Below are 23,396 nucleotides of genomic sequence, written 5' to 3' on the forward strand. Positions count from 1 at the left end.
ATGGCAGCAAGGGACCCCGAGGCCACCAGGACCCGGATCTTCGAGGCGGCGGTCGCCGAGTTCGCCCGGCACGGCATCGCGGGCGCCCGCATCGACCGCATCGCGAGCGAGGCCAAGGCCAACAAGCAGCTGATCTACGCCTACTTCGGCAACAAGGCGGAGCTGTTCGCGCACGTCCTCGAGCGGAAGATGCTGGACCTCGCCGCCTCCGTCCCCGTCGACCCGGACGACATCGAGTCCTGGATCGACCGCCTCCTCGACTACCACGCCGCCCACCCCGAGGTCCTGCGCCTGCTCTACTGGGAAGGCATCGAGTACGGCTCCGCCGAACTCCCCGACGAGACCGACCGCCGCGCGCACTACGCCCGCAAGGTCGCCGCCGTCGAGGACGGCCAGCGCCGGGGCGTCGTCACCGACGCGATCCCGGCTCCCGACCTGCTGCTCCTGCTGACCGCCCTGGCCAACTGGGCCACCGTCGTCCCGCAGATGGCGCGCATCCTGGCGGGCCCGGACGCCACCGACCGCGACCGCCTCCGGTCCTCGATCAAGGAGGCGGCCCGCAGACTGGTGGCCCCGTAGCGGGGTGAGGGCCCGTGGCGGGGTGAGGGCCCGTGGCGGGGTGAGGGCCCGTGGCGGGGTGAGGGTCCGTGGCGGGGTGAGGGTCCGTGGCGGGGTGAGGGCCCGTGGCGGACCGTGGTGAACCGTCCGGTCCGTACCGGTTCTAGTTCGTGCCGATGCGGGCGAGCAGGTCCACGATCCGCGACTGCACCTCGGCGCTGGTCGACCGTTCCGCCAGGAACAGCACCGTCTCGCCCGAGGCGAGCCGCGGCAGGTCGGCCTGGTCGACGGCGGCGGTGTAGACGACGAGCGGGGTCCGGTTGAGCTGCCCGTTCGCGCGCAGCCAGTCCACGATCCCGGCCCGCCGCCGGTGCACCTGCATCAGGTCCATCACGACCAGGTTCGGCCGGAACTGCCCGGCCAGCGCCACCGCGTCCGCGTCACTCGCCGCCCGCGCCACCTGCATCCCGCGCCGCTCCAGCGTCGCCGTCAGCGCCAGCGCGATCTCCGCGTGCTCCTCGATCAGCAGCACGCGCGGCGGGTGCTGCTCGCTGTCCCGCGGCGCGAGCGCCTTCAGCAGTACGGCCGGATCGGCGCCGTACGCCGCGTCCCGTGACGCCTGCCCGAGGCCGGCCGTCACCATGACCGGCACCTGGGCCGCGACGGCGGCCTGCCGCAGCGACTGCAGCGCCGTCCGCGTGATCGGCCCGGTCAGCGGGTCCACGAACAGCGCCGCCGGGAACGCGGCGATCTGCGCGTCGACCTCCTCGCGCGAGTGCACGATGACCGGCCGGTAGCCACGGTCGCTGAGCGCCTGCTGCGTGCTCACGTCCGGCGCGGGCCACACCAGCAGCCGCCGCGGATTGTCCAGCGGCTCCGGCGGCAGCTCGTCGTCCATCGGCTGCGGCAGCGGCGTGTCGGCCACCTCCACGGCACCGCCCGGACCGTCCAGCGGCTCGGGCCCCTCCGCGGCGTTCTCGTCCGGCGCGCCTATGGCGTACGACCGTCCGGCACCCTCGCTCCCCTGCCCGGGAAGCCGCGGCGGCTGGGCGGGCGCGGCCGGGCCCGGTGCCGGCTGGGGCTGCGCCGCCGGCTGGGCCGCGGCCTGCTCGGCCGGCGGATGCGGACGCGCGGCGCCGGGCTCGGGCGGCGTGCCCAGCTTGCGGCGACGCCCGGAGCCGCCCGGCTGGTGCGGAGGAGGCGTGGCGGCTCCCGTCGGCTGCGCCTGCGGGGCCTGCGCGGCCTGCGCGGCCTGCCGGTTGAACGGCACGCCCTGGCCCAGGGTGCGCACGCTGATCGACCGGCCCTGGGTCGAGTTGGGGTCCACGGGCGCCGCGGCCTCGGCGGGCAGCGGCTGCGCGACCCGCGCGGCCGCGGGCGGCGGGGTGGACGTGGGCGGGGGCGCGGGGGTCGCGGCCTCCGGGGGCAGGGGGGTGCTGCCGGAAGCATGCGGCTGGGGGGTGTTCGGCCGAGGGCCGGGGAGGGGCGTACCCGCTCCGGAGGTGTCCCCCTCGGGCGCCGGCCACGGCTGTGGCGCCGGGGTGCCCGCGGCGGGCGTGGCGGCAGGCGGTACGGCGGCGGCGGGCGCGGCTGCGGCGGGCGCCGCGGAACCGGCGATCGACTCGGCGGGAAGCGGCTGGCCCGGCAGCGGGTGCGCGACCGGCTGGACGGCGGGCTGGGCGACCGAGTGCGCGACGGGCTGGGCGGCGCCGGCCTGCGCGGGCACGGTGACCTGGCCCGTACCGGACGGAGACGGCGCGGGCACGGCGGCTTGACCGGCCGGAACGGGCTGTGGTTGCGGCTGCGGGGCGGCCCCCGGTGCGGGGTGCGGCGCCGGACCGGGCTGCGGGGCGTTGGCCTGAGCCGGAATGCTCTGCGCGGGCGCCCCGGCGGCAGGCTCCGGCGGCACGGCAACGGCCCGCCGCCGACGGCCGGTCGGCGCGCTCGTGGGGTGCGGCTGCGGCGGGGTGTGATCGCCGGACTGGTCGTGCGGTACGGCGTCGTGGCGGCCGTGGTCGTCGGCGACCGGGGTGTCGACGGGCGTCACCTGCGGCGGCACCGGGGCCGGGCCGGGAACGGGAGCGGCGGGAGCCGGAACGGGCATCGGCGCGGCGCCCGGCTGGACGGCACCCGGCTGCACGGCACCCGGCTGGGCGGCGGCGGGCGGCACAGGCTGCGGCCCGGGAACGCCGGGAGCCGGGGCCTGCGGGGCTTGCGGGGCCTGCGGGCTCGGGCCCTGGACCGGCGTGGGAACCGGAGACACCGGAGGAACCGGCATCGGCATCGGCGCGGGCCCCGCCTGCACCCCGCCGGGCGGCACGGGCCCACCGGAGGCCGGCGCCTGCGGGGACGCCTGCGGAAGCTGCGAAGCCTGCGGCAGCTGCTGAGCCGACTGCCCCGGCAACCCCTGCTGCCCCGGCAGCACTTGTTGCCCCGGCTGGCCCGGGAGCTCAGGCTGCCCTGGCACCCGTTGCTGACCCTGCTGACCCGGCAACCCAGGCTGACCCGGCTGCCCCTGCTGCCCCGGCTGCCCTTGCTGTCCCGGAATCCCCTGTCGGCCTTGCCCGCCCGGCATCTCCTCCCGCGGCGGAACCTCCCCCTCCGCTTCCTCGACCGCCCGGTCCGCCTCCGCCGGCGGCAGCGCGAAGACCGTGCGCGGCCCCGCCTCCTGCGCCGCGGCCCGCTCCTGGGCGGCGGCGAGGGCACGGCGCCGGCGCCCCGTCGGCTGCGCGTCCTCCTCCGTGGCGGCGGGCAGCGCCGGGGGCAGGGCGTGCTGCTCCTCGGGGGCGCGGCGCGCGCGACGGCCACCGGACGCGGGCACACCCTGCGGCGGCACCGTCCCGCCCAGACCGGTCCCCGCGGCGGCGGTTCCGGCGGCGTGCTCGTCGGCGGTGACGACGGCACCCTCGGCCACCGCGGCGGCGGCCTGTGCCGCGTCCTCGGCGGGCCGCCCGCGCCGCCGGCCGGTACCGCTCGCGACGGCGTCGGTCGTCTCTGCCGCCACCGGCTGCTGCGGCTCGGCTGCCGCGGCCGCCGCGCGACGGCGCCGCCGCCCGGTCGGCGCGGGCGCGTTCGGCTTCTGCTCCGGGCCGCCGCCCCCGGCCGCGCCCGGCACCTGCACGTCGGCCTCCAGGAAGGCGTCGGTGGCGCCCCGCCGGGCCCGCCGCCGCCCGCCACCGGACGTCTGCTCGGCGGCGGGTGCGGGGGCGGGGGCCGTGTCCGCCTCGGCACCGGCCACGGCCACGGCCGTGGAGGGGGACGCCGACACGGCACCCGCACCCCCGCCGAGCGGCACCTCGAGCACGTACGCGCTGCCGCTCATCCCCGGCACCTCGTGCGTCTGCAGCACACCGCCGTGCGCGCGCACGATCCCGCGCACGATCGGCTCGTGCACCGGGTCGCCCCCGGCGTACGGCCCGCGCACCTCGATCCGTACGACCTCGCCCCGCTGCGCCGCCGCGACCACGACGGTGTTGTCCATGTAACCGCCCGCGGACACCGGGGAGTTCCCGGTGGCGTCGACCCCGGCGACGTCGGCGACGAGATGGGCGAGCGCGGTGGCCAGCAGCCGGGCGTCGACCTCGGCCTCGATGGGGGGCGCGTGCACGGCGAACTGCACCCGGCCCGGCCCGATCAGCTCGACGGCCCCGTCGACACCGGAGGCGACCACGCGGTCGAGCATCACCTTGGTGCGGGTGATCTCGTCGGTGCCGGCGTCGAGACGCTGGTAGCCGAGGACGTTGTCGATGAGGGTGGTGATCCGCGAGTAGCCGGCCGACAGGTGGTGGAGCACCTGGTTGGCCTCGGGCCACAGCTGCCCGGCGTCGTCCGCGGCCAGCGCGGACAGCTCGCGGCGCAGCTCGTCGAGGGGGCCGCGCAGGGAGGTGCCCAGCAGGGTGAGCAGCTGCTCGTAGCGTGCGGCGAGCGCCTCGTGCCGGTCCTTCTCGCGCTCGGCGAGCGCGGCGTACCGCTCCTCGCCCGCGGCCAGCTCCTCCTGGTGCCGCTCGCGCAGTTCCTCGATCTCGGTGACGTGCTGCTGGCGCAGCGCGGTCAGGTCGGAGGCGTGTTCCTCGGCGAGCCGCTCCAGCTCCTCGGCGTGCGCCCGCTCCTGCTGCTCCTTCTCCTCGGCCAGCGCGTCGTACGGCCGCCGGTCCAGGAAGGTCATCACGGCGCCGACGAGCTGGTCGCCGTCGCGCACCGGCGCGGTGGTCAGATCGACCGCGACCTTGTCGCCGCTCTTGGACCACAGCACCTGGCCGCGCACCCGGTGCTTGCGCCCGGAGCGCAGGGTGTCGGCGAGCGGGGACTCGTCGTACGGGAAGGGGGAGCCGTCGGCGCGCGAGTGCAGGACGAGGGTGTGCAGCTCCTTGCCGCCGAGGTCGGAGGCGCGGTAGCCCAGGATCTGCGCTGCGGCCGGGTTGACCAGGACGATCCGCCCGTCGGTGTCGGTGCCGACGACGCCCTCGACGGCGGCCCGCAGGATCATCTCGGTCTGCCGCTGCGAGCGGGCCAGCTCCGCCTCGGTGTCGACGGTGCCCGAGAGGTCGCGTACGACGAGCATCAGCAGCTCGTCGCCGGTGTAGCCGTAGCTGTCGTAGGTCTGCTGGCTGTTCTCGAGGTTGGCGGAGGTGACCTCGACCGGGAACTCGGTGCCGTCGGTGCGGCGGGCCATCATCCGGGTCGGCTTGGTGCGGCCGCGCGGGTCCATGTGGTCGGGCCGCCGCATGGAGCCGGGGATGAGCTTGGAGTCGAAGTCCGGCAGCAGGTCGAGCAGCCCGCGCCCGACGAGCGCCGTGCCCGGGGTCTCGAAGGCCTCCAGGGCGATCGCGTTGGCGTTGACGACCGTTCCGTTGGCGTTGACCAGGACCAACGCGTCGGGGAGCGCGTCGAGTATGGCTGCGAGGCGAGCAGCGCCTCGGGGTGGCCTGCTGCTCACGAGACGCTTCCTCCCTGTTACCGCACCTTGCCGACCGCTCGGGCCATCTTGCCAACCGGCCCGCGGCGTGTCACGCGAGGGAGTCTAAGGGCTGGGGTTGCGCTCGCGACGCCGGATGGGAGAGAGGTCCCACGAGCCGGTGAAGCGCGGCCGGAACCCCTGCGGCAAGGAGCGCATGGCCGGATACGTCCGCGTCCATGCGCCCTTCTCGTCACCTCCGCAGGACGTTTACAGCGGCCTGCGCTTTCTCCTCGGCTCCCTCTCTCTATTTGCTCAGGTCGGGCAGCAACGGCACGAGCCGGTCCCAGCGGTCGATCTCGCAGCCGTTGCTGCGGTCGAACGTGGCATCGACGGGGCGTCCGGCCCACGTCCCGGTGACACGGGCGGTGGCGGAGCCGCCGTACTGCATGGTGCAGACGGTGCCCTCGGGGACCGGGGCGAAGGGCTCGTGGCCCCACCGGGTGTTCCGGTCGACCGCGCGGCAGGCGCCGGCCACGTCGGGGTGGTCGCCGCCCGCCGGGTGGCAGTCGACCCGGAAGGCTCCGTCCGCTCCGCCGCCGGCGCCCCGGACGGTGACGGTGAGGTGGTGATCGCCGCCGGTCCGCTCGACGCCCTGGAGCGGCGGCAGCACGGGCGACGGGGCCGGGAAGGCGACGGCGGTGGGCGCTGCGGCGAGCGAGCCGAGCGCGGCGAGGGAAGCGCCGGCGGCGACGAGCAGCCGCCGGACCGTGTGGGGGGTGATGACCTGCAACATGACCTGACCAACGCCTGACGCGCCGGTACGTTGCGTTCGACGGCGCTCGCACAACCGTCGGGCCGACGACCACGGCGGCGCGCTCGGCGACGACCTGCGACGCCGTCCTGGGAAGCCCTTTGCCCTGCGGCCCGCCTGCCTAGTACCGTGGGGGGCGATTGGTGACAGCACGCTCGACTGTGTCATCATCTGCACGCACCACTCGCGCTTGCGCGGGCGGCTGTGCTGGAGGCGTCGCCTAGTCCGGTCTATGGCGCCGCACTGCTAATGCGGTTTGGGCCTTAAAGCCCATCGAGGGTTCAAATCCCTCCGCCTCCGCGCAAGATCACCGAAACCCCGGTCCCCACGGACCGGGGTTTCGTCGTTCCACGCCTCCGCCCCTTCCGCCCCGCCCCTCCCCTCATGCCTCTCATCCCGCGTTTCCGCAGGTCAGACGGGGTGAACCAAACGGATTTCACATGACGGCGGCAGTCATGTAATGTTCTTCCTGTCGCCGCGAGCGGGCCGAAAGGAACGGAAGCGGCGGAGAAAAAAGAACAAGCACTCGTAGCTTAACGGATAGAGCATCTGACTACGGATCAGAAGGTTGCAGGTTCGAATCCTGCCGAGTGCGCACAGAGCAGAGGCCCCGAGAGATCCGGGGCCTCTGGCGTTTCTCGTGGGCGGACTCGTGGGCGGACTCGTGGGCCGACACACGGACGGACTCGTGAACCGAGACGTAGACCGACACGTGGACGGGCGCGCTCAAGGTTGAGGTTGTCCACAGGAATGGCCGATCGGCCTGTGGATAACTGGACTTGCTGTGGATCAAACCTCCAGATGTATATCGGATGCGTGATCCGCGTCTCTCCCGGCACCCTGGCCGCATGGATGAGAGACGCACCGTGAAGGTGTCGAAGTACCTCTCGAAGCATCTGCGGCACCAGCCGGAGCGGATCGGGCTGGAGCTGGACAAGGGGGGATGGGTCGAGATCGACACCCTGATCGCGGCCGCCGCCGCGCACGGGTTCCGCTTCAGCCGCGCGGAACTGGAGCATGTCGTCGCCACGAACGACAAGCAGCGGTTCGCGGTCGAGGGCACCCGGATCCGGGCCAGCCAGGGACACAGCGTCGAGGTGGACCTGGGCCTGCCGGCGGTCGCGCCGCCGCCGTACCTCTATCACGGGACCGTGGCCAGCGCCCTGGACGCGATCCGAGGGGAGGGACTGCGGGCGATGAGCCGGCACGACGTGCACCTCTGCGCCGACCGGGAGACCGCGACGCGGGTGGGTGCCCGCAGGGGTCGGCCGGTGGTGCTCGCGGTGGACGCCGGGGCGATGCACCGTGACGGTCATGAGTTCCGGGTCAGCGCGAACGGAGTGTGGCTGACGCGCGCGGTGCCGCCGCGGTATCTGCGGTTCCCGGAGCGGCATTGAGCCGGTGGCGGATCGTGGGGCGGCTGAGACGGACGGCTGCGGCAGAGGAGACGGCCGCTGTTTCACGTGAAACGTGGAGTTTCACGTGAAACGGGGAGGGGCCGCTTAGGCTCGATGGCATGAGTCTGCGCCTGAGCACCGTGATCCTCCCGTACCGCCGTTGGCACGAAGGGACCAAGGAGGCTTGGCAGCGCGCGGAGCAGCTCGGCTTCCACACCGCCTACACCTACGACCATCTGTCCTGGCGCAGCTTCCGTGACGGCCCCTGGTTCGGTGCCGTGCCCACGCTCACCGCCGCCGCGGCGGTGACCGAACGGCTGCGGCTCGGAACGCTGGTGACCTCGCCGAACTTCCGGCACCCGGTGACCCTCGCCAAGGAGCTGATCTCCCTCGACGACATCTCCGGCGGCCGGATCACCCTGGGTGTCGGCGCGGGCGGCACCGGCTTCGACGCCACCGCGCTCGGCCAGGAGCCCTGGACGCCGCGTGAGCGGGCCGATCGGTTCGCCGAGTTCGTGCCCCTGCTGGACCGTCTTCTCACCGAGGACTCGGTGACGCACGAGGGCACGTTCTACTCGGCGCACGAAGCCCGGAACATCCCCGGCTGCGTGCAGCGCCCCCGGCTGCCCTTCGCCATCGCGGCCACCGGCCCGCGCGGCCTGAAGCTCGCCGCCCGGTACGGGCAGGCCTGGGTGACGACCGGCGACCCGAAGCTGTACGAGAACGGCACGCCCGAGCAGTCGGTCGCGGCCCTCCGCGGGCAGATCGAGAAGCTGGCCGCCGCGTGCGCGGCGATCAGCCGGGACGTGACCGCGCTCGACAAGGTGCTTCTCACCGGGTTCACCCCGGATCGCGGCCGGCCGCTGGAGTCCCTCGACGCCTTCGTCGATTTCGCCGGCCGCCATCGTGAGCTGGGCTTCACGGAGATCGTGATCCACTGGCCGATCCCCGGCTCGGACTTCGCCGCCGAGCAGAAGGTCTTCGAGCAGATCGTCATGGAGGCACCGGCACAGCTGGCCTGAGCAAGGCGCGGTGCGGCCGGATGCGGTGACCGTGAGCGACGGGTCCTGTGACGACCGTCGCCTCTCAGATGTGCGGACTACCGCACGGCCGTGCAGGCATATGCGCGAGAATGGCCCGGTGACCTCAGCGACTCGACAGTCCGAGACCCCGGCCCCCGCGATACCGCCCCGGCTGATCGCCACCGATCTCGACGGCACGCTGCTGCGCGACGACAAGTCGGTGTCCCCGCGCACGGTCGCCGCCCTCGCCGCCGCCGAGGAGGCGGGAATCGAGGTCTTCTTCGTCACCGGCCGTCCCGCCCGCTGGATGGACGTCGTCAGCGACCATGTCCACGGCCACGGCCTGGCGATCTGCGGCAACGGCGCCGCCGTGGTCGACCTGCACGGCGGCCCCGGCACCCACCGGTTCGTGAAGGTGCGCGAGCTGGCCCGGGAGAACGCGCTGGACGCCGTACGGCTGCTGCGGGAGGCGGCGCCCGGCACGGTGTTCGCCGTGGAGCAGACGTACGGCTTCTACCAGGAGCCGGACTATCCCAAGCTGCACATGGAGATCCCGGACGCGCTCGCGCCCGCCGAGCAGCTGCTGGCGGCCGACGCCCCGGGGGCCGGCGAGCCGGTGCTGAAGATCCTCGCCTACCACCCCACGCTCGACCCGGACGGCTTCCTCACCCTGGCCCGCCTCGCCATCGGCGAGCGCGCCAACGTCACCCGCTCCAGCCCCAGCGCCCTGCTGGAGATCAGCGGTCCGGACGTCTCCAAGGCCAGCACACTCGCCCTGTGCTGCGCCGAGCGCGGCATCTCCCACGAGGAGGTCGTCGCGTTCGGGGACATGCCGAACGACGTCGAGATGCTGACCTGGGCCGGCCGGTCGTACGCCATGGGCAACGCCCATCCCGACGTGGTCGCGGCGGCGTCGGGCCGGACGGTCGCCAACAACGACGACGGTGTGGCGGTCGTGATCGAGCGGCTGCTGGCCGAGCGCCGCTGAGGCCTGGGGCGGTGTGCCGGCCACCGGTGTCGGTGGCAACCGGGCCGACCGCCGAGGTCGGTGGCAGCCGGGCCGACCGCCGAGGCCGGTGGCAGCCGGGCCGACCGCCGAGGCCGGTGGCAGCCGGGCAGACCGCCGAGGCCGGTGGCAGCCGGGCCGACCGCCGAGGCCGGTGGCAGCCGGGCCGACCGCCGAGGCCGGTGGCGGGCTAGCCGAGGGACACGCCGCGCGCCGCCAGCCAGGGCACCGGGTCGATCCCCGAGCCCAGCTGCGGGGTGACCCGGACCTCGAAGTGCAGATGCGGACCCGTGGAGTTGCCGGTCGTGCCGGACTGGCCGATCCACTGCCCGGTCCGCACCTGCTCGCCCTGCTCGACGGCGATGGACGCCAGGTGGGCGTACTGCGTGTAGTAGCCGCCCGGGTGCTCCAGCACGATCTCCATGCCGAAGGCACCGCCGCAGGAGGTCCGCACCACCGTGCCCGCGCCGACCGCCCGCACCGGTGTGCCGATCGGCACCGCGAAGTCCTGCCCGGTGTGCCGGTTGGCCCACCGCGCCCCGCCGCTGCCGAACGCCGCGGAGAGGGCGTACGTCTCCACCGGTGCGACCCAGTCGTTCGTGAAGTTCATCTCCGGCTGGTCCAGCCGCACCGCGCCCCGGCAGCTGCCCGCCGCCGCGGAGGCGTTCGCCTCGCCCTGCAGCCGCTGTCGCGCCTCCTCCAGCTTCTGCTCGATGGACCTCTTCATCGCCGCGAGTTCGGCGTTCCGTACTTCCAGCGCCTGCCAGGCCCCCCGCGCCTTCGCCTCGTCGGCGGCGAGCCGCGCCTCCGCGCGGCGGCTCTTGGCGATCGCGTTGTTCACCGCCGTGTCGGCCTGGGAGTACGCCCGCTGACCGCGCATCAGCTCCTCCGGGCTGTCCGCCAGGATCATCTGCGCGGCAAGCGGGAGTCCCCCGCCGTCGCGGTACTGGGCGCGGGCGATCCGCCCCAGGTCCTCGTGCAGTGCCGCGATCTCCTGCCGCTGCTGTTCCAGCAGCCCCTCCAGCCGCTGGGCCTCCGCGCGCTGCGCCTCCGCCTCGCTCCGCCCCTGCTCGTACCGCTCCGTCGCCAGCGCCGCGTCCTGGTACAGCCGCGCCACCTCCGACCCGGCCCCGGAGCCGCCGGGAACGTCGGCGGGCCGGGCGGCCAGGACGGCGAGCGCGCACACGAGCACCGCGAAGAGCCGGGGGTGACGGCGAGGAGAGAGCATGTCAGCGATCGTGGCCCGCGCCGTCGCCCCCGGCCTGTTCAAGTCGTACGCATGGGGGAACCGACCGGCGTTTATGGAGTCGTATGGAGCAGTCGCCGGACAGGGTGATGGTCAGTCAGTCCGCCGGTTCTGCAGGGCTGTCGACGTCTGTGCGGCTGTCGACGTCTGTGCGGCTGTCGGCGTCTGTCCGGCACCGGTCATGCCACCGTCAGCGGTTCCGCCGCCGCCTCACGCGCTGCCGTCAGCGGCCCTGCAGCCGCCTCCCGCGCCGCCATCTCGCGCAGCGGGCCTTCCGCCGCGGCCAGTTCCGCGTACGGCCCGCGCTGCACCACCCGCCCGGCGTCCAGCACGATGACCTCGTCCACGTCCTCCAGCCCGGCCAGCCGGTGCGTGATGAGGAGGGTCGTACGGCCCTCGGTGGCGGCCAGCAGGTCCGCGGTGAGCGCGTCGGCGGTGGGCAGGTCCAGATGCTCGGCCGGCTCGTCGAGGACGAGCACCGGGAAGTCGGCGAGCAGCGCCCGTGCGAGGGCGAGCCGTTGGCGCTGGCCGCCGGAGAGCCGGGCCCCGTGCTCGCCGACCAGCGTGTCCAGCCCGTCGGGCAGGCTGTCGGCCCAGTCCAGCAGCCGGGCCCGGGCCAGCGCGTCCCGCAGCTCCGCCTCCGTGGCGTCCCGCCGGGCGAGCAGCAGGTTCTCGCGCACGGTGCTGTCGAAGAGGTGCGCGTCCTGGGCGCACAGCCCGACGAGCCGTCGTACGTCGTCGCCGTCGAGGGCGTACGCGTCCACACCGGCCAGCGTGTACGAGCCGGCGCGGGCGTCCAGGAACCGCAGCAGCACCTGCGCCAGCGTGGTCTTGCCGGAGCCGGAGGCGCCGACGACCGCGATCCGGCGGCCCTGCTCCAGCGTCAGGTCCAGCCCGGCGAGCGCGTCCCGGTCCTGCCCGGGGTGGCGGGCGGCCAGGTCCCGCAGGACCAGCGGGAACGGGGTCGCGGGCGCCTGCCGGGGGCGCCGCGGCTCGCGTACCGGCTCGGGCGCGTCCAGCACCTCGTACACGCGCTCCGCGCTGCGGCGCACCCGCTGCCGGTACTGCACGGCGAGCGGCAGCCCGAGGACCGCCTCGAACGCGGCCAGCGGCGTGAGCACGACCACCGCCAGCGCGACGCCGTTCAGCCGTCCGTCGGCGACGGCCTGGACGCCCGTGAGCGCGGCGGCTGCCACGGTCAGACCCGAGATCAGCGCGATGAGCCCGTCACCGAGGGCGGTGGCGGTGGCCGCGCGGGAGGCGATCCGGGTCAGCTCGGCGTCGGCCCGCCGGGCGTCGGCGGTACGGCCGGGAAGGGCGCCCGCGACGGTCAGCTCGGCGGTGCCGGTGAGCAGGTCGGCCACGCGGGTCGCGAGGACGCCCCGGGCGGGGGCGAGCCGACGCTCGGCGCGGCGGGCCACGGCGCCCGTGATCAGCGGAACCCCGGCGCCCGCCGCCAGCAGACCGGCGGCGAGGACGGCGCCCGCCTCGGGCAGCAGCCAGGCGGTGAAGCCGACGGAGGCGGCGGAGACCGCGACGGCGGCTCCGGCGGGCAGCAGCCAGCGCAGCCAGTAGTCCTGGAGGGCGTCGACGTCGGCGACGAGCCGGGAGAGCAGGTCGCCCCGGCGGGTGCCGCGCAGGCCCGCGGGCGCCAGCCGCTCCAGGCGCCGGTAGACGGCGACCCGGGTGTCGGCCAGCATCCGCAGCACCGCGTCGTGCGACACCAGCCGCTCGGCGTACCGGAACACCGACCGGCCGATCCCGAAGGCACGCGTGGCCGTCACGGCCACCATGAGATACAGCACGGGCGGCTGCTGCGAGGCGCGGGAGATGAGCCAGCCGGAGGTGGCCATCAGCCCGACGGCACTGCCGAGCGCGAGGCTGCCGAGCAGCAGCGCGAGGACGAGGCGGCCCCGGCGGGCGCCGGACATGGCGCGGACACGGGCGAGGACGCCGCCGGCGGCGGGCGTGCCGGGAGCGACGGCGGCCGTGGCGGAAGCGGGTGCGTCGGCGGCCGTGGCGGAAACGGAAGCGGTGGTGGGGTCCTCGACGGCGGTGCCGGAGGCGGGATCTGTCTCGGCCGGGCGTACTTCCTGACGCGCCGAGCGGCCCGTCACCGTGTCCCCGCGCGCGTCGGCCCCGGCCAGCCGTACGACCCGGTCCGCCACGTCCAGCAGCGCCGGCCGGTGCACCACGAGCAGCACGGTGCGTCCGGCCGCCAGTCGCCGGACCGCCGCGACGATCTCTGCCTCCGTGGCCCCGTCCAGTGCGGCCGTCGGCTCGTCCAGCAGCAGCACGGGCCGGTCGGCGAGGAACGCGCGGGCGAGGGCCAGCCGCTGGCGCTGGCCGGCGGACAGTCCGGCCCCGTCCTCTCCCAGCACGGTGTCCACACCCTGGGGAAGGACGTCGACGAAGTCGAGCGCGCCCGCGTCCCGCAGCGCCCGGCGCACGGCCTCGTCGTCGGCGTCGGGGCGGGCCAGCCGGACGTTCTCGGCGATCGTCCCGGCGTACAGATGCGGTCGCTGCGGCACCCAGGCGATCCGCGCGCGCCACTGTTCCAGGTCCACGTCGGCGAGATCGGCTTCGCCGGTGCGCACACGGCCCGCGGTGGGCCGTACGAATCCCAGCGCGACGCTGAGCAGCGTCGACTTGCCCGCGCCGCTCGGGCCGACGAGTGCGACCGTCTCGCCGGGTTCGATGGTGAGGGAGACGCCGGAGACGGCGTCCGTCGTGCGGCCGGGGTAGCGGACGGTCACGTTCTCGAAGGTCAGCGGGCCGTCCGGGACGGGTGCGGTGCCCGCGGCCGGCACGGGGGTCTCCAGTACCGAGAAGATCTCCTCGGCGGCCGCCAGGCCCTCCGCCGCCGCGTGGTACTGGGCGCCGACCTGCCGGAGCGGCAGATAGGCCTCGGGCGCGAGGATGAGGATGACCAGGCCGATGTACAGGTCCATCTCACCGTGCACGAGCCGCATGCCGATCGTCACCGCGACCAGGGCCACCGAGAGGGTGGCCAGCAGCTCCAGCGCGAAGGAGGACAGGAAGGCGATCCGCAGGGTGCGCAGGGTCGCCTTGCGGTACTCACCCGTGATGCGCTTGATCGACTCGGCCTGGGCCTTGGCCCGGCCGAACACCTTCAGCGTCGGCAGTCCGGCGACCACGTCCAGGAAGTGCCCGGACAGCCGGGACAGCAGCCGCCACTGGCGGTCCATCCGGGACTGGGTGGCCCAGCCGATCAGCACCATGAAGACCGGGATGAGCGGCAGGGTACCGACGATGATCGCCGCCGACACCCAGTCCTCGGTGACGATCCGCGCCAGCACCGCCACCGGGACGACCACCGTGAGTCCCAGCTGGGGCAGATACCGCGCGAAGTAGTCGTCGAGGGCGTCGACTCCTCGCGTGGCCAGCGCCACCAGCGAACCGGTGCGCTGTCCGCTCAGCCATCCCGGACCGAGCGCCGCCGACCGTTCCAGCAGCCGTCCCCGCAGCTCCGACTTCACCGCCGCGCTCGCCCGGTGTGCGGCCAGTTCGGTGAGCCAGCCGATCAGGGCACGGCCGCAGGCGACCGCCGCCAGCAGCAGCAACGGGGTGCGCAGTCCGGTGACCGTCATCCCGTGCTGGAAGGCGCCCACCACCGTCTCAGCGATGAGCATCGCCTGCGCGATGACCAGCCCGGCACCGACGGCTCCCAGGCCGACGACCGCCAGCAGGAAGAACCGGGTGGCACGGGCGTAGCGGAGCAGCCGTGGATCGATCGGTTTCACGTGAAACACACCTCAGTGGACGGCTTCGGGGGTGGGGGGCGCCGCTGGGGCGCTGTGCGCGTCGGGAGCGATGTGCTGGGTGCCGATCCGCTTGCGGAAGACCCAGTACGTCCAGCCCTGGTAGAGCAGCACCACCGGCGTCGCGAGGACCGCCAGCCAGGTCATGATCTTCAGGGTGTACGGGCTGGAAGAGGCGTTGGTGACCGTCAGGCTCCAGTCGGGGTTCAGCGTCGACGGCATGACGTTCGGGAAGAGCGCCAGGAAGAACATGGCCACGGTGGCCACGATCGTGAGCCCCGAGAGCGTGAACGCCCAGCCTTCGCGGCCCGCCCGGTTCGCGGCGAGGGCCACGACCAGCGCGGCGACCGCCACGGCGAGGGCGATCAGGCTCTTGCCGTTCCCGCTGTTCACCTGCGTCCACAACAGGAAGACCAGCGCGAGCGCGGCCGTGAGGAGACCGACCCGGAGCGCCAGCTCGCGGGCGCGCTCCCGGATCCCCCCGACCGTCTTCAGTGCCACGAAGACGGCACCGTGGAAGGTGAACAGCGTCAGCGTCACCAGCCCGCCGAGCAGGGCGTACGGATTGAGCAGGTCGCCGAGGGTGCCGACGTACTCCAGGTCCCGGTCGATCTTCACGCCCCGCACGATGTTCGCGAAGGCCACTCCCCACAGGAACGCCGGGAGCAGCGAGGTCCAGAAGATCGCCGTCTCCCAGTTGCGCTGCCAGTGCTCCTCGGGCCGCTTGGCGCGGTACTCGAAGGCGACACCGCGGATGATCAGGCAGACGAGGATGAGCAGCAGCGGCAGATAGAAGCCGGAGAAGAGGGTGGCGTACCACTCGGGGAAGGCGGCGAAGGTGGCGCCGCCCGCGGTGAGCAGCCAGACCTCGTTGCCGTCCCATACCGGGCCGATCGTGTTGATCAGCACCCGCTTCTCGGGCCGGTCACGGGCCAGCAGCCTGGTGAGGATGCCGACCCCGAAGTCGAAGCCCTCCAGGAAGAAGTAGCCGGTCCACAGGACGGCGATCAGGACGAACCAGACGTCGTGCAGTTCCATGACTGTGCGGCTCCCTCGGCCTAGTAGGAGAAGGCCATCGGCTTGTCGGCGTCACGGAGGTCGCCGCCGATCTTCGTGGGCGGGTTGAGGTCGGCCTCGGTCAGCTCGGGCGGGCCGGCCTTGACGTACTTCACGAGCAGCTTGACCTCGATCACGGCGAGGACGGCGTAGAGCGTGGTGAAGGTGATCATCGAGGTGAGGACCTCGGCGGTGGAGACACCGGGGGAGACCGCGTCCCTGGTCTGGAGCACGCCGTAGACGACCCACGGCTGGCGGCCCATCTCGGTGAAGATCCAGCCCCAGGAGTTGGCGATCAGCGGGAAGCCCATCGTCCACAGGGCGAGCAGCCAGTAGAGCCGGGTGAGCCTGGTGCCGAGCGGCTTCTTCAGCAGGACGAGATGGGGCACCTCGTCGTCGCCGGTGCGGTAGGCGGGCGGGAGCATGAACTTCTTCCGCGTCAGCCACAGGCCCAGCAGCCCCAGCGAGAGGGAGGCCATGCCGAAGCCGATCATCCAGCGGAAGCCCCAGTAGGCGACGGGGACGATGGGCTTGTAGTCGCCGGGTCCGAACTTCTCCTGCAAGGCCTCGTTGGTGTCGTTGATGCCCGGGACGTACGACTCGAAGTCGCTGTGGGCGAGGAAGGACAGCAGGCCGGGGATCTCCAGGGCGACCTTGTTGTGGCCCTTGTCGACGTCGCCGTAGGCGAACACGGAGAAGGGTGCCGGCTTCTCGCCGTCCCACAGCGCCTCGGCGGCGGCCATCTTCATCGGCTGCTGCTCGTACATGACCTTGCCGAGGGTGTCGCCGCTGATCGCGGTGAACAGGCCGCCGACCGCGAGGGTGACCAGGCCGAGCCGGAGCGAGGTGCGCATCACGGGGATGTGCTTCTTGCGCAGCAGGTGGAAGGCGGCGATGCCGACCATGAAGGCGCCACCGGTGAGGAAGGCGGCCGAGAAGCTGTGGAAGACCTGGTTGAGCGTGGTGTTCTGGGTGAGGACCAGCCAGAAGTCGGTCAGCTCGGCGCGGCCCTTCTCCTCGTTGATCCGGTAGCCGACCGGGTGCTGCATCCACGAGTTCGCCGCGAGGATGAAGTACGCCGACAGCAGCGTGCCGATCGACACCATCCATATGCAGGCCAGGTGGATCTTCTTGGGCAGCTTGTCCCAGCCGAAGATCCACAGGCCGATGAAGGTCGACTCGAAGAAGAAGGCTATGAGGGCCTCGAAGGCGAGCGGGGCGCCGAAGACGTCGCCGACGAAGCGGGAGTAGTCGGACCAGTTCATGCCGAACTGGAACTCCTGCACGATGCCCGTGACGACGCCCATCGCGATGTTGATCAGGAAGAGCTTGCCCCAGAACTTCGTGGCCCGGAGGTACTTCTCCTTCTCCGTTCGCACCCACGCGGTCTGGAGGCCGGCGGTGAGGGCGGCGAGCGAGATCGTCAGGGGGACGAACAGGAAGTGGTAGACGGTGGTGATGCCGAACTGCCAACGCGCCAGAGTCTCGGGCGCCAGAGCCAATTCCACGTCGTCAGTCTCCTTACCTCGCCGTGGGCACGGCAGTTTGCGGCCCTTTGTCACCCCCAACAAGGGAGCAACCGGGACGCGCTTGTGAACGCGTTCACATTCACAAGCAATTATGACGCACCGATTCTCGCCACCGGCAGGGGGGTCCCACCTTGGCCGCAGCGGCACCCTCTTGGCAGCGACTTCAACGTCTTGTTGAATTGCACGCCATGCACACACAGCACTCACAGCCACACGCAGAGGCGCAGCCACCGACCCGCATACGGATCTCCTGGCCGGCCGGACACCTCACCGCGATCCTCGACGACACCCCGACGGCCCAGGCCCTCGCCAAGGCCCTGCCGCTCGTCTCCACCGCGCACACCTGGGGCGAGGAGGTCTACTTCGACACGGGAGTCTCGGTTTCACGTGAAACCGACGCCCGCCAGGTCGTGGAACCGGGCACGGTCGCCTTCTGGACCGACGGCGACGCCCTCGCGCTCCCCTACGGCCCCACCCCGATCTCGCGGGGCGACGAATGCCGCCTCGCCAGCCCCTGCAACGTCCTCGGCCGCCTCGACGGCGACCCCCGCCTCCTCGCGACCGTGCGCAACGGCGACCCTGTGCGCGTAGAGCTCGCGGAGCTGTAAGGGCTCCGCTGCTTCACCGCCGCTGAGCCGTCAGGACTCTCCGCCGCTCCTGGCTCGCCCGAGGTGCCGCACCACCCGGACGGGCATCCCAGGACAGCGCCACGGGAAGCACCACGGGCAGCACTGCGGCGTTCGCCTTCGCGACACCCTGCTCACCGAACCCGCCGTCCTGGCCGAGCCCGGCCAGCCTCGCGACCTCTCCGCACAGCCCTCGCACAGCCCTGGCACCGCCCCCCGAACGCCCCCGCCGCCGAGCGCGTCACGGCAAGAAAAAACGCCGTGACCCGAGCCGGGCCACGGCGACCGCCACACCCCCGGAAGGGGCCCTGCTCACAGCTCCTTGCGGAACGCCTCCGCCACCTTCAGGAAGATGTCGTTCCCCTCGGCCTCCCCGATCGTCACGCGCACACCCTCGCCCGGGAACGGCCGTACCACCACGCCCGCCTGCTCACACGCGTCGGCGAAGGCGACCGTACGCTCCCCCAGGCGCAGCCACACGAAGTTCGCCTGGGTCTCGGGCACCGTCCAGCCCTGGGAGCGCAGCCCGTCGACCACGCGGGTGCGCTCGCAGACCAGCGAGCCGACCCGGCCGAGCAGCTCGTCCTCGGCGCGCAGCGAGGCGATCGCCGCCTCCTGCGCCAGCTGGCTCACCCCGAACGGCACTGCGGTCTTCCGCAGCGCCGCCGCCACCGGCTCGTGTGCGATCGCGAAGCCGACCCGCAGCCCGGCGAGGCCGTAGGCCTTGGAGAACGTCCGCAGCACACAGACGTTCGGCCGCTCCCGGTACAGCTCCACGCCGTCCGGCACCTCGGGGTCGCGGATGAACTCCCGGTACGCCTCGTCGAGGACGACCAGCACATCGCCGGGCACCCGGTCCAGGAAGCGCTCCAGCTCGGCCCGGCGCACCACCGTGCCCGTGGGGTTGTTGGGGTTGCAGACGAAGATCAGCCGGGTGCGGTCGGTGATCGCCCCTGCCATCGCGTCCAGGTCGTGCACATCGCCCGCCGTCAGCGGCACCCGCACCGAGGTCGCGCCGCTGATCTGAGTGATGATCGGGTACGCCTCGAAGGACCGCCAGGCGTAGATCACCTCGTCGCCGGGTCCGGAGGTCGCCTGCACCAGCTGCTGGGCGACGCCGACGGAGCCGGTGCCCGTGGCCAGGTGGGAGACCGGGACCCCGAACCGCTCGGACAGCTCGTTCATCAGCCCCGTACAGGCCATGTCCGGGTAGCGGTTGAAGGAAGCGGCCGCGGCCGTGACGCGCTCCATCACACCGGGCAGCGGCGGATAGGGGTTCTCGTTGGAGGACAGCTTGTAGGCCACCGGACCGTCCGCGGCGGCGGGCTTGCCCGGCTTGTAGGTGGGGATACCCTCCAGCTCGGCGCGCAGCTTGGGGCTCGTCTCGCTCACCGCAGTCCTCCTCGCGACCACCGGCGCCGCCTGGCCGCCGCCGGCTTCCAATGCTTCTTACCTTATGAGGATTCGGCCCGGCTGCGAACAGGTGAGCGCACACCGGATAGCGGGGAAAGCCAACCTCCCCCGTCCCAGCGGCATCAGGGGCATCACCGCCCGAAGGCGTACGAAGCGGGGGGCGCGCCGCACATATATCTACGCGCCGGTGGCTCACTCCCTGGCGCGCATCCCCCATGCAGGTGAGTTGAGACCTCTTCGAGACCTGGACCGGTCAACAGGCGGGTGCACGCCGACAAGTCACGTCCTATGCCCAACCGCTTCAACTACCTCTAATTCAGAGGCGATTGCCGCCGCCCAGCCATGCAGAAACGTGCCTGTCAACGGCTGCATATGCGTCCGCACTACCCCACCGCATGAGCCCTACTATCGGCTCGCCATGACAGCAGCAGGGAAGCACCAGGTGAGCCGCGCGGAAACCTCACGTCGAGGCAGCCGGCCGGGCCGGGCGGGCATCAGAGACGTGGCCGCCGCCGCCGGAGTCTCCATCACGACCGTCTCCGACGCCCTGAACGGCAAGGGCCGGCTCCCGGACGCCACCCGGCGCCATGTCCGAGAAGTCGCCGACCGGCTGGGATACCGTCCCTCGGCCGCGGCCCGCACCCTCCGTACCGGCAAGTCCGGCCTCATCGGCCTGACCGTGACCACGTACGGGGATGAACCTTTCACCTTCACCGAGTTCGCGTACTTCGCGGAGATGGCGCGGGCCGCCACCTCGGCCGCGCTCGCGCGCGGCTACGCCCTGGTCATCCTGCCCGCGACCTCCCGCCACGACGTCTGGTCGAACGTCGCCCTGGACGGCACCGTCGTCATCGACCCCTCCGACCAGGACCCGGTCGTCAGCGAGCTGGTCCGGCAGGGTTTACCGGTCGTCTCCGACGGCCGCCCGGCCGGCTCCCTGCCGGTCACCGCCTGGGTCGACAACGACCACGAGGCCGCCGTCCTGGGCATCCTCGACCACCTGGCCGACGCCGGCGCCCGCCGGATCGGCCTGCTCACGGGCACCACCACGGACACCTACACCCACCTGTCGACCACCGCGTACCTGCGCTGGTGCGAGCGCGTCGGCCAGGACCCGGTGTACGAGGCCTACCCGGCCCACGATCCGTGCGCGGGCGCCGTCGCGGCCGACCGGCTGCTCGCACGCCCGGACCGGCCCGACGCGGTCTACGGGCTGTTCGACCCCAACGGCACCGACCTGCTCGCCGCCGCCCGGCGCTACGGCCTGCGCGTACCGGACGACCTGCTGCTGGTCTGCTGCAGCGAGTCCACCGTGTACGCCAACACCGAACCGCCGATCACCACGCTCTCCTTGAAGCCCCGCCGGATCGGCACGGCCGTGGTCCAGCTCCTCATCGACGCCATCGAGGGCGTCGAATCGGAGCACACGGTCGAGCAGGTGATACCGACCGAGCTGATCGTGCGTACCTCGTCCCAGCGACGCCCGCCGCGGACGACGGTCAGCCCGCCACGGGTCCCCGGAGAGGGCTAGGGTCCGCGGAGGAGGGCCGGACAGGGCGGGCACCAGGTCGGTCGAAGCCCGGCCCAATCGGGGCGAAAGCCGCAGTGAACTGGACTCTTGCTCTGATTCACCACCCCTGGGTCATCACACGGCGCGATCCGCATTCCTATGATGGGCCCACGACACCGCGGGCCGCTGCGACCAGGCAGTCCGAAGCGGTGCAGCTGCGGCGCGATGGTGGAGGGGTCGATGACTCAGGGGGCCGGTCAGGGACCCGAGGTGGAGCGGACGGCGACGTTGCGCGACTTCCGGGTACCCGCGTACGTCCACGAGACCGGTCCGTACGTCCACAGCTCTCACCCCGGCGAGGTCCCCGGCCCCGTCGTGGAGCCGGTGTCCTTCCCGCCGGAGTACACGCCGACCCAGCGCGACCTGCCCGTGATCAACCGGGGTGACACGCTTCAGGTGACCGTCGACCCGGCGCCCGCCCCCGCCCCCGCGCCCGTCGCCCAGCCCGCCACGGTTCCGGGCCCCCTGTTCGTCGTGGGCGACGTGCACGGCTACCTCGACGAGCTGGTGGCCGCGCTGCAGGAGAAGGGCCTGATCGACGCCGCCGGGCACTGGTGCGCGGGTACCGCGCGGCTGTGGTTCCTCGGCGACTTCACCGACCGCGGCCCGGACGGCATCGGCGTCATCGACCTGGTGATGCGGCTGTCCGCCGAGGCCGCCGCGGCCGGCGGTTACTGCAAGGCCCTGATGGGCAACCACGAGCTGCTGCTCATCGGCGCCAAGCGGTTCGGCGACACGCCGGTCAACTCCGGCGCGGGCACCGCGACCTTCCAGGCGGCCTGGCTGCTCAACGGCGGCCAGAAGACCGACATGGACCGCCTCCAGGACCACCACCTGCAGTGGATGGCCCGCCTCGACGCGCTCACCGAGATCGACGGCCATCTGCTCGTCCACTCCGACACCACCGCCTACCTGGACTACGGCGACTCCATCGAGGCCGTCAACGACAACGTCCGCGAGACCCTCACCCGCAACGACGCGGACGAGGTCTGGGACCTGTTCCGCAAGTTCACCAAGCGCTTCTCGTTCCGCGACGAGGGTGGCGCCGACGCCGTGCGCACCCTGCTCGACACCTACGGCGGCACCCGCATCGTCCACGGCCACAGCCCCATCCCCTACCTGCTGGGCGAGGTCGGCTCCGAGGACGGCGAGGACAGCACCGGGCCCGTGGTCGAGGGACCCCACGTCTACGCCGACGGTCTCGCCATCGCGATGGACGGCGGCGTGACCATGGCCGGGAAGCTGCTGGTCCAGCAACTCCCGCTGCACAGCTGAGCGTTCGGCGTCCGGGCATCCCCTCGAAGCCCGACCGGCGTCGGACCCGTGCCCGATCGGTGCGGATACGCGCACGACCGGTGTCCGGCCGGCGCCGCACCGGATCCCGACCGGTGTCCGACCGGTCGGTAACGCCGCAGGCCGGGGCCCAATTTCGGTAAACCCCCTGTCACCGCCTGCCGTCACCGCTCTACCATCGGCATATCCGTAGCAGGCTCCCCTCCGTTTCTGCCCGACGGCTCGTCAGCGTGCGAGCCCCAAGCCCTACGGAGCATCGGGGGATGCACATGAACAGCGTTCCGCAGCACCTGCTGAGCGAGGACCGCCAGGAGTACGAGCGGCTCCTCGACGAGGCGCTGCGCTCGGCACCACACCGCCCGGAACTGGCCGCTGTCGGACAGCGGCTGAACACCGAACAGCTGCGCACCATGGCGCTCGGCGCCACGGCCCTCATCACCGCGGCCGCCACGAGCGAGTACCAGCACTATGTGAAGGTCCGCGAGGAACTGCGCCACCCGGCGGCGTCCACCCCGTCGTCCGTCCGCGCGTCCGACTCCGCCGAGCCGGGGCCGAGCGCGATGGGGCTCGCCACCACCATGGGAGAGGCCGCCGAAACCGCCGGCGCGGGCGTCGTCGCCGTGATCGCCGTCCTCGCCCCCGTCCTCGCCGGCACCGCCGCGGCGATCTTCCTGCTCGTCGGCTACATCCTGAAGATGCTCGACCCCGATCAGGCGTTCGCCCGGACCATGCTCACCACCGGCTGGATATTCGGTGCCGTGACCGCCCTGGCGATCCTCGTCGCCGCGGTCGGTCTCCTGCTCACCGCGCTGCGCAACCGGCCCACACCGGAACCCGGTCCCTACGGCGCGGAGAACAGCGAACTGGCGCAGGCCAGAGAAGCCTGGCGCGAGGCCCTGCTCGAACGCGGCATCGTGCCGTTCCTGCGCGAAGCCCTCGCCGAACCCGGCACCGCCGCACTGCACCACACGGCACCGCCGGCGCCCACCGGCCGCATGCCGCACCTCGGGTACGACCGCCCCGGCTTCACCAGCCCCGGCGACGGCCGGTCGGCCGGGCGGCCCCGCTTCACCAGCCCTGACTACACCAGCCCGGACTTCGGCGGCCCGGACCACCATCCGGAGTGACCGCTGGCTTGCGCCCCCATGGTGCGGGGAGCGCAAGCCGGAGACGGCGCCTTGCCGGGCCCC

General features: G+C 72.9%; 15 protein-coding genes and 2 tRNA genes. 10 read left to right on the forward strand and 7 right to left on the reverse strand.

Annotated elements, in window-relative coordinates; genetic code table 11:
• The gene (locus AB0K92_RS08010; RefSeq protein ID WP_365920498.1) at positions 1 to 579 is read left to right on the forward strand and encodes a TetR family transcriptional regulator; all 579 of its coding nucleotides are present in this window, start codon (positions 1 to 3) and stop codon (positions 577 to 579) included.
• Between the two features lie 142 nt (positions 580 to 721).
• On the opposite strand, the gene AB0K92_RS08015 is transcribed toward AB0K92_RS08010, so the two are convergent.
• Positions 722 to 5,494, reverse strand: a complete 4,773-nt coding sequence (locus tag AB0K92_RS08015) for a PAS domain-containing protein (protein WP_365920500.1) — start codon at positions 5,492 to 5,494, stop codon at positions 722 to 724.
• A gap of 265 nt (positions 5,495 to 5,759) precedes the next feature.
• Positions 5,760 to 6,248 carry an SSI family serine proteinase inhibitor gene (locus AB0K92_RS08020; protein WP_365920502.1) on the reverse strand — a complete coding sequence of 163 codons (489 nt, stop codon included), beginning with the start codon at positions 6,246 to 6,248 and terminating at the stop codon, positions 5,760 to 5,762.
• Between the two features lie 227 nt (positions 6,249 to 6,475).
• Here AB0K92_RS08020 and AB0K92_RS08025 point away from each other — a divergent pair.
• From AB0K92_RS08025 to AB0K92_RS08045, 5 genes are all read left to right on the forward strand, one after another.
• Positions 6,476 to 6,566 (forward strand) — tRNA-Ser (locus AB0K92_RS08025).
• 222 nt (positions 6,567 to 6,788) lie between these two features.
• Positions 6,789 to 6,861 (forward strand) — tRNA-Arg (locus AB0K92_RS08030).
• Positions 6,862 to 7,114: 253 nt separating this feature from the next.
• The gene (locus tag AB0K92_RS08035) at positions 7,115 to 7,663 is read left to right on the forward strand and encodes an RNA 2'-phosphotransferase (protein ID WP_365920504.1); all 549 of its coding nucleotides are present in this window, start codon (positions 7,115 to 7,117) and stop codon (positions 7,661 to 7,663) included.
• A gap of 119 nt (positions 7,664 to 7,782) precedes the next feature.
• On the forward strand, positions 7,783 to 8,685 hold the full coding sequence (locus AB0K92_RS08040; RefSeq protein WP_365920506.1) for an LLM class flavin-dependent oxidoreductase: 903 nt from the start codon (positions 7,783 to 7,785) through the stop codon (positions 8,683 to 8,685).
• A gap of 100 nt (positions 8,686 to 8,785) precedes the next feature.
• A complete protein-coding gene (locus AB0K92_RS08045; protein ID WP_365920508.1) occupies positions 8,786 to 9,673 on the forward strand; it encodes an HAD hydrolase family protein in 888 nt (295 codons plus the stop codon).
• A 208-nt stretch (positions 9,674 to 9,881) separates the two neighbouring features.
• Here AB0K92_RS08045 and AB0K92_RS08050 read toward each other — a convergent pair whose 3' ends face one another.
• The 4 genes from AB0K92_RS08050 to AB0K92_RS08065 all read right to left on the reverse strand — a co-directional run bounded on the left by AB0K92_RS08050 (position 9,882) and on the right by AB0K92_RS08065 (position 17,283).
• On the reverse strand, positions 9,882 to 10,919 hold the full coding sequence (locus AB0K92_RS08050) for a peptidoglycan DD-metalloendopeptidase family protein (protein WP_365920510.1): 1,038 nt from the start codon (positions 10,917 to 10,919) through the stop codon (positions 9,882 to 9,884).
• Positions 10,920 to 11,116: 197 nt separating this feature from the next.
• On the reverse strand, positions 11,117 to 14,701 hold the full coding sequence (gene cydD, locus AB0K92_RS08055; RefSeq protein ID WP_365920512.1) for a thiol reductant ABC exporter subunit CydD: 3,585 nt from the start codon (positions 14,699 to 14,701) through the stop codon (positions 11,117 to 11,119).
• Positions 14,702 to 14,713: 12 nt separating this feature from the next.
• Entirely contained in the window at positions 14,714 to 15,757 is a 1,044-nt protein-coding gene (cydB, locus tag AB0K92_RS08060; RefSeq protein WP_365920514.1) for a cytochrome d ubiquinol oxidase subunit II, read from the reverse strand.
• Between the two features lie 20 nt (positions 15,758 to 15,777).
• Positions 15,778 to 17,283 carry a cytochrome ubiquinol oxidase subunit I gene (locus tag AB0K92_RS08065; protein ID WP_365920516.1) on the reverse strand — a complete coding sequence of 502 codons (1,506 nt, stop codon included), beginning with the start codon at positions 17,281 to 17,283 and terminating at the stop codon, positions 15,778 to 15,780.
• A gap of 209 nt (positions 17,284 to 17,492) precedes the next feature.
• On the opposite strand from AB0K92_RS08065, the gene AB0K92_RS08070 reads away from it, so the two are divergent.
• Positions 17,493 to 17,912, forward strand: coding sequence for a cyclophilin-like fold protein (locus AB0K92_RS08070; protein ID WP_365920518.1), 420 nt, complete (start codon positions 17,493 to 17,495; stop codon positions 17,910 to 17,912).
• Between the two features lie 330 nt (positions 17,913 to 18,242).
• Here AB0K92_RS08070 and hisC read toward each other — a convergent pair whose 3' ends face one another.
• A complete protein-coding gene (gene hisC / locus AB0K92_RS08075) occupies positions 18,243 to 19,322 on the reverse strand; it encodes a histidinol-phosphate transaminase (RefSeq protein WP_365920520.1) in 1,080 nt (359 codons plus the stop codon).
• A 439-nt stretch (positions 19,323 to 19,761) separates the two neighbouring features.
• On the opposite strand from hisC, the gene AB0K92_RS08080 reads away from it, so the two are divergent.
• The 3 genes from AB0K92_RS08080 (at position 19,762) to AB0K92_RS08090 (ending at position 23,333) form a co-directional block, all read left to right on the forward strand.
• On the forward strand, positions 19,762 to 20,874 hold the full coding sequence (locus tag AB0K92_RS08080; RefSeq protein WP_365920522.1) for a LacI family DNA-binding transcriptional regulator: 1,113 nt from the start codon (positions 19,762 to 19,764) through the stop codon (positions 20,872 to 20,874).
• Positions 20,875 to 21,078: 204 nt separating this feature from the next.
• The gene (locus AB0K92_RS08085; RefSeq protein ID WP_365920524.1) at positions 21,079 to 22,188 is read left to right on the forward strand and encodes a metallophosphoesterase; all 1,110 of its coding nucleotides are present in this window, start codon (positions 21,079 to 21,081) and stop codon (positions 22,186 to 22,188) included.
• Positions 22,189 to 22,469: 281 nt separating this feature from the next.
• Complete coding sequence (locus tag AB0K92_RS08090; protein WP_365920526.1) at positions 22,470 to 23,333, forward strand: hypothetical protein; 864 nt, start codon at positions 22,470 to 22,472, stop codon at positions 23,331 to 23,333.
• The last annotated feature ends 63 nt before the right edge of the window (positions 23,334 to 23,396 follow it).

The sequence above is a fragment of the Streptomyces sp. NPDC052687 genome (assembly GCF_040678395.1).
Lineage (GTDB): Bacteria > Actinomycetota > Actinomycetes > Streptomycetales > Streptomycetaceae > Streptomyces.

What these genes read in the sequence shown, in the direction of transcription:
- AB0K92_RS08010 (WP_365920498.1), top strand. Translation starts at nt 1, where the DNA reads ATGGCAGCAAGGGACCCCGAGGCCACCAGGACCCGGATCTTCGAGGCG.
- AB0K92_RS08020 (WP_365920502.1), bottom strand. Translation starts at nt 6,248, where the DNA reads ATGTTGCAGGTCATCACCCCCCACACGGTCCGGCGGCTGCTCGTCGCC.
- AB0K92_RS08035 (WP_365920504.1), top strand. Translation starts at nt 7,115, where the DNA reads ATGGATGAGAGACGCACCGTGAAGGTGTCGAAGTACCTCTCGAAGCAT.
- AB0K92_RS08040 (WP_365920506.1), top strand. Translation starts at nt 7,783, where the DNA reads ATGAGTCTGCGCCTGAGCACCGTGATCCTCCCGTACCGCCGTTGGCAC.
- AB0K92_RS08045 (WP_365920508.1), top strand. Translation starts at nt 8,786, where the DNA reads ATGCGCGAGAATGGCCCGGTGACCTCAGCGACTCGACAGTCCGAGACC.
- AB0K92_RS08050 (WP_365920510.1), bottom strand. Translation starts at nt 10,919, where the DNA reads ATGCTCTCTCCTCGCCGTCACCCCCGGCTCTTCGCGGTGCTCGTGTGC.
- cydB (WP_365920514.1), bottom strand. Translation starts at nt 15,757, where the DNA reads ATGGAACTGCACGACGTCTGGTTCGTCCTGATCGCCGTCCTGTGGACC.
- AB0K92_RS08070 (WP_365920518.1), top strand. Translation starts at nt 17,493, where the DNA reads ATGCACACACAGCACTCACAGCCACACGCAGAGGCGCAGCCACCGACC.
- AB0K92_RS08080 (WP_365920522.1), top strand. Translation starts at nt 19,762, where the DNA reads ATGACAGCAGCAGGGAAGCACCAGGTGAGCCGCGCGGAAACCTCACGT.
- AB0K92_RS08085 (WP_365920524.1), top strand. Translation starts at nt 21,079, where the DNA reads ATGGTGGAGGGGTCGATGACTCAGGGGGCCGGTCAGGGACCCGAGGTG.
- AB0K92_RS08090 (WP_365920526.1), top strand. Translation starts at nt 22,470, where the DNA reads ATGCACATGAACAGCGTTCCGCAGCACCTGCTGAGCGAGGACCGCCAG.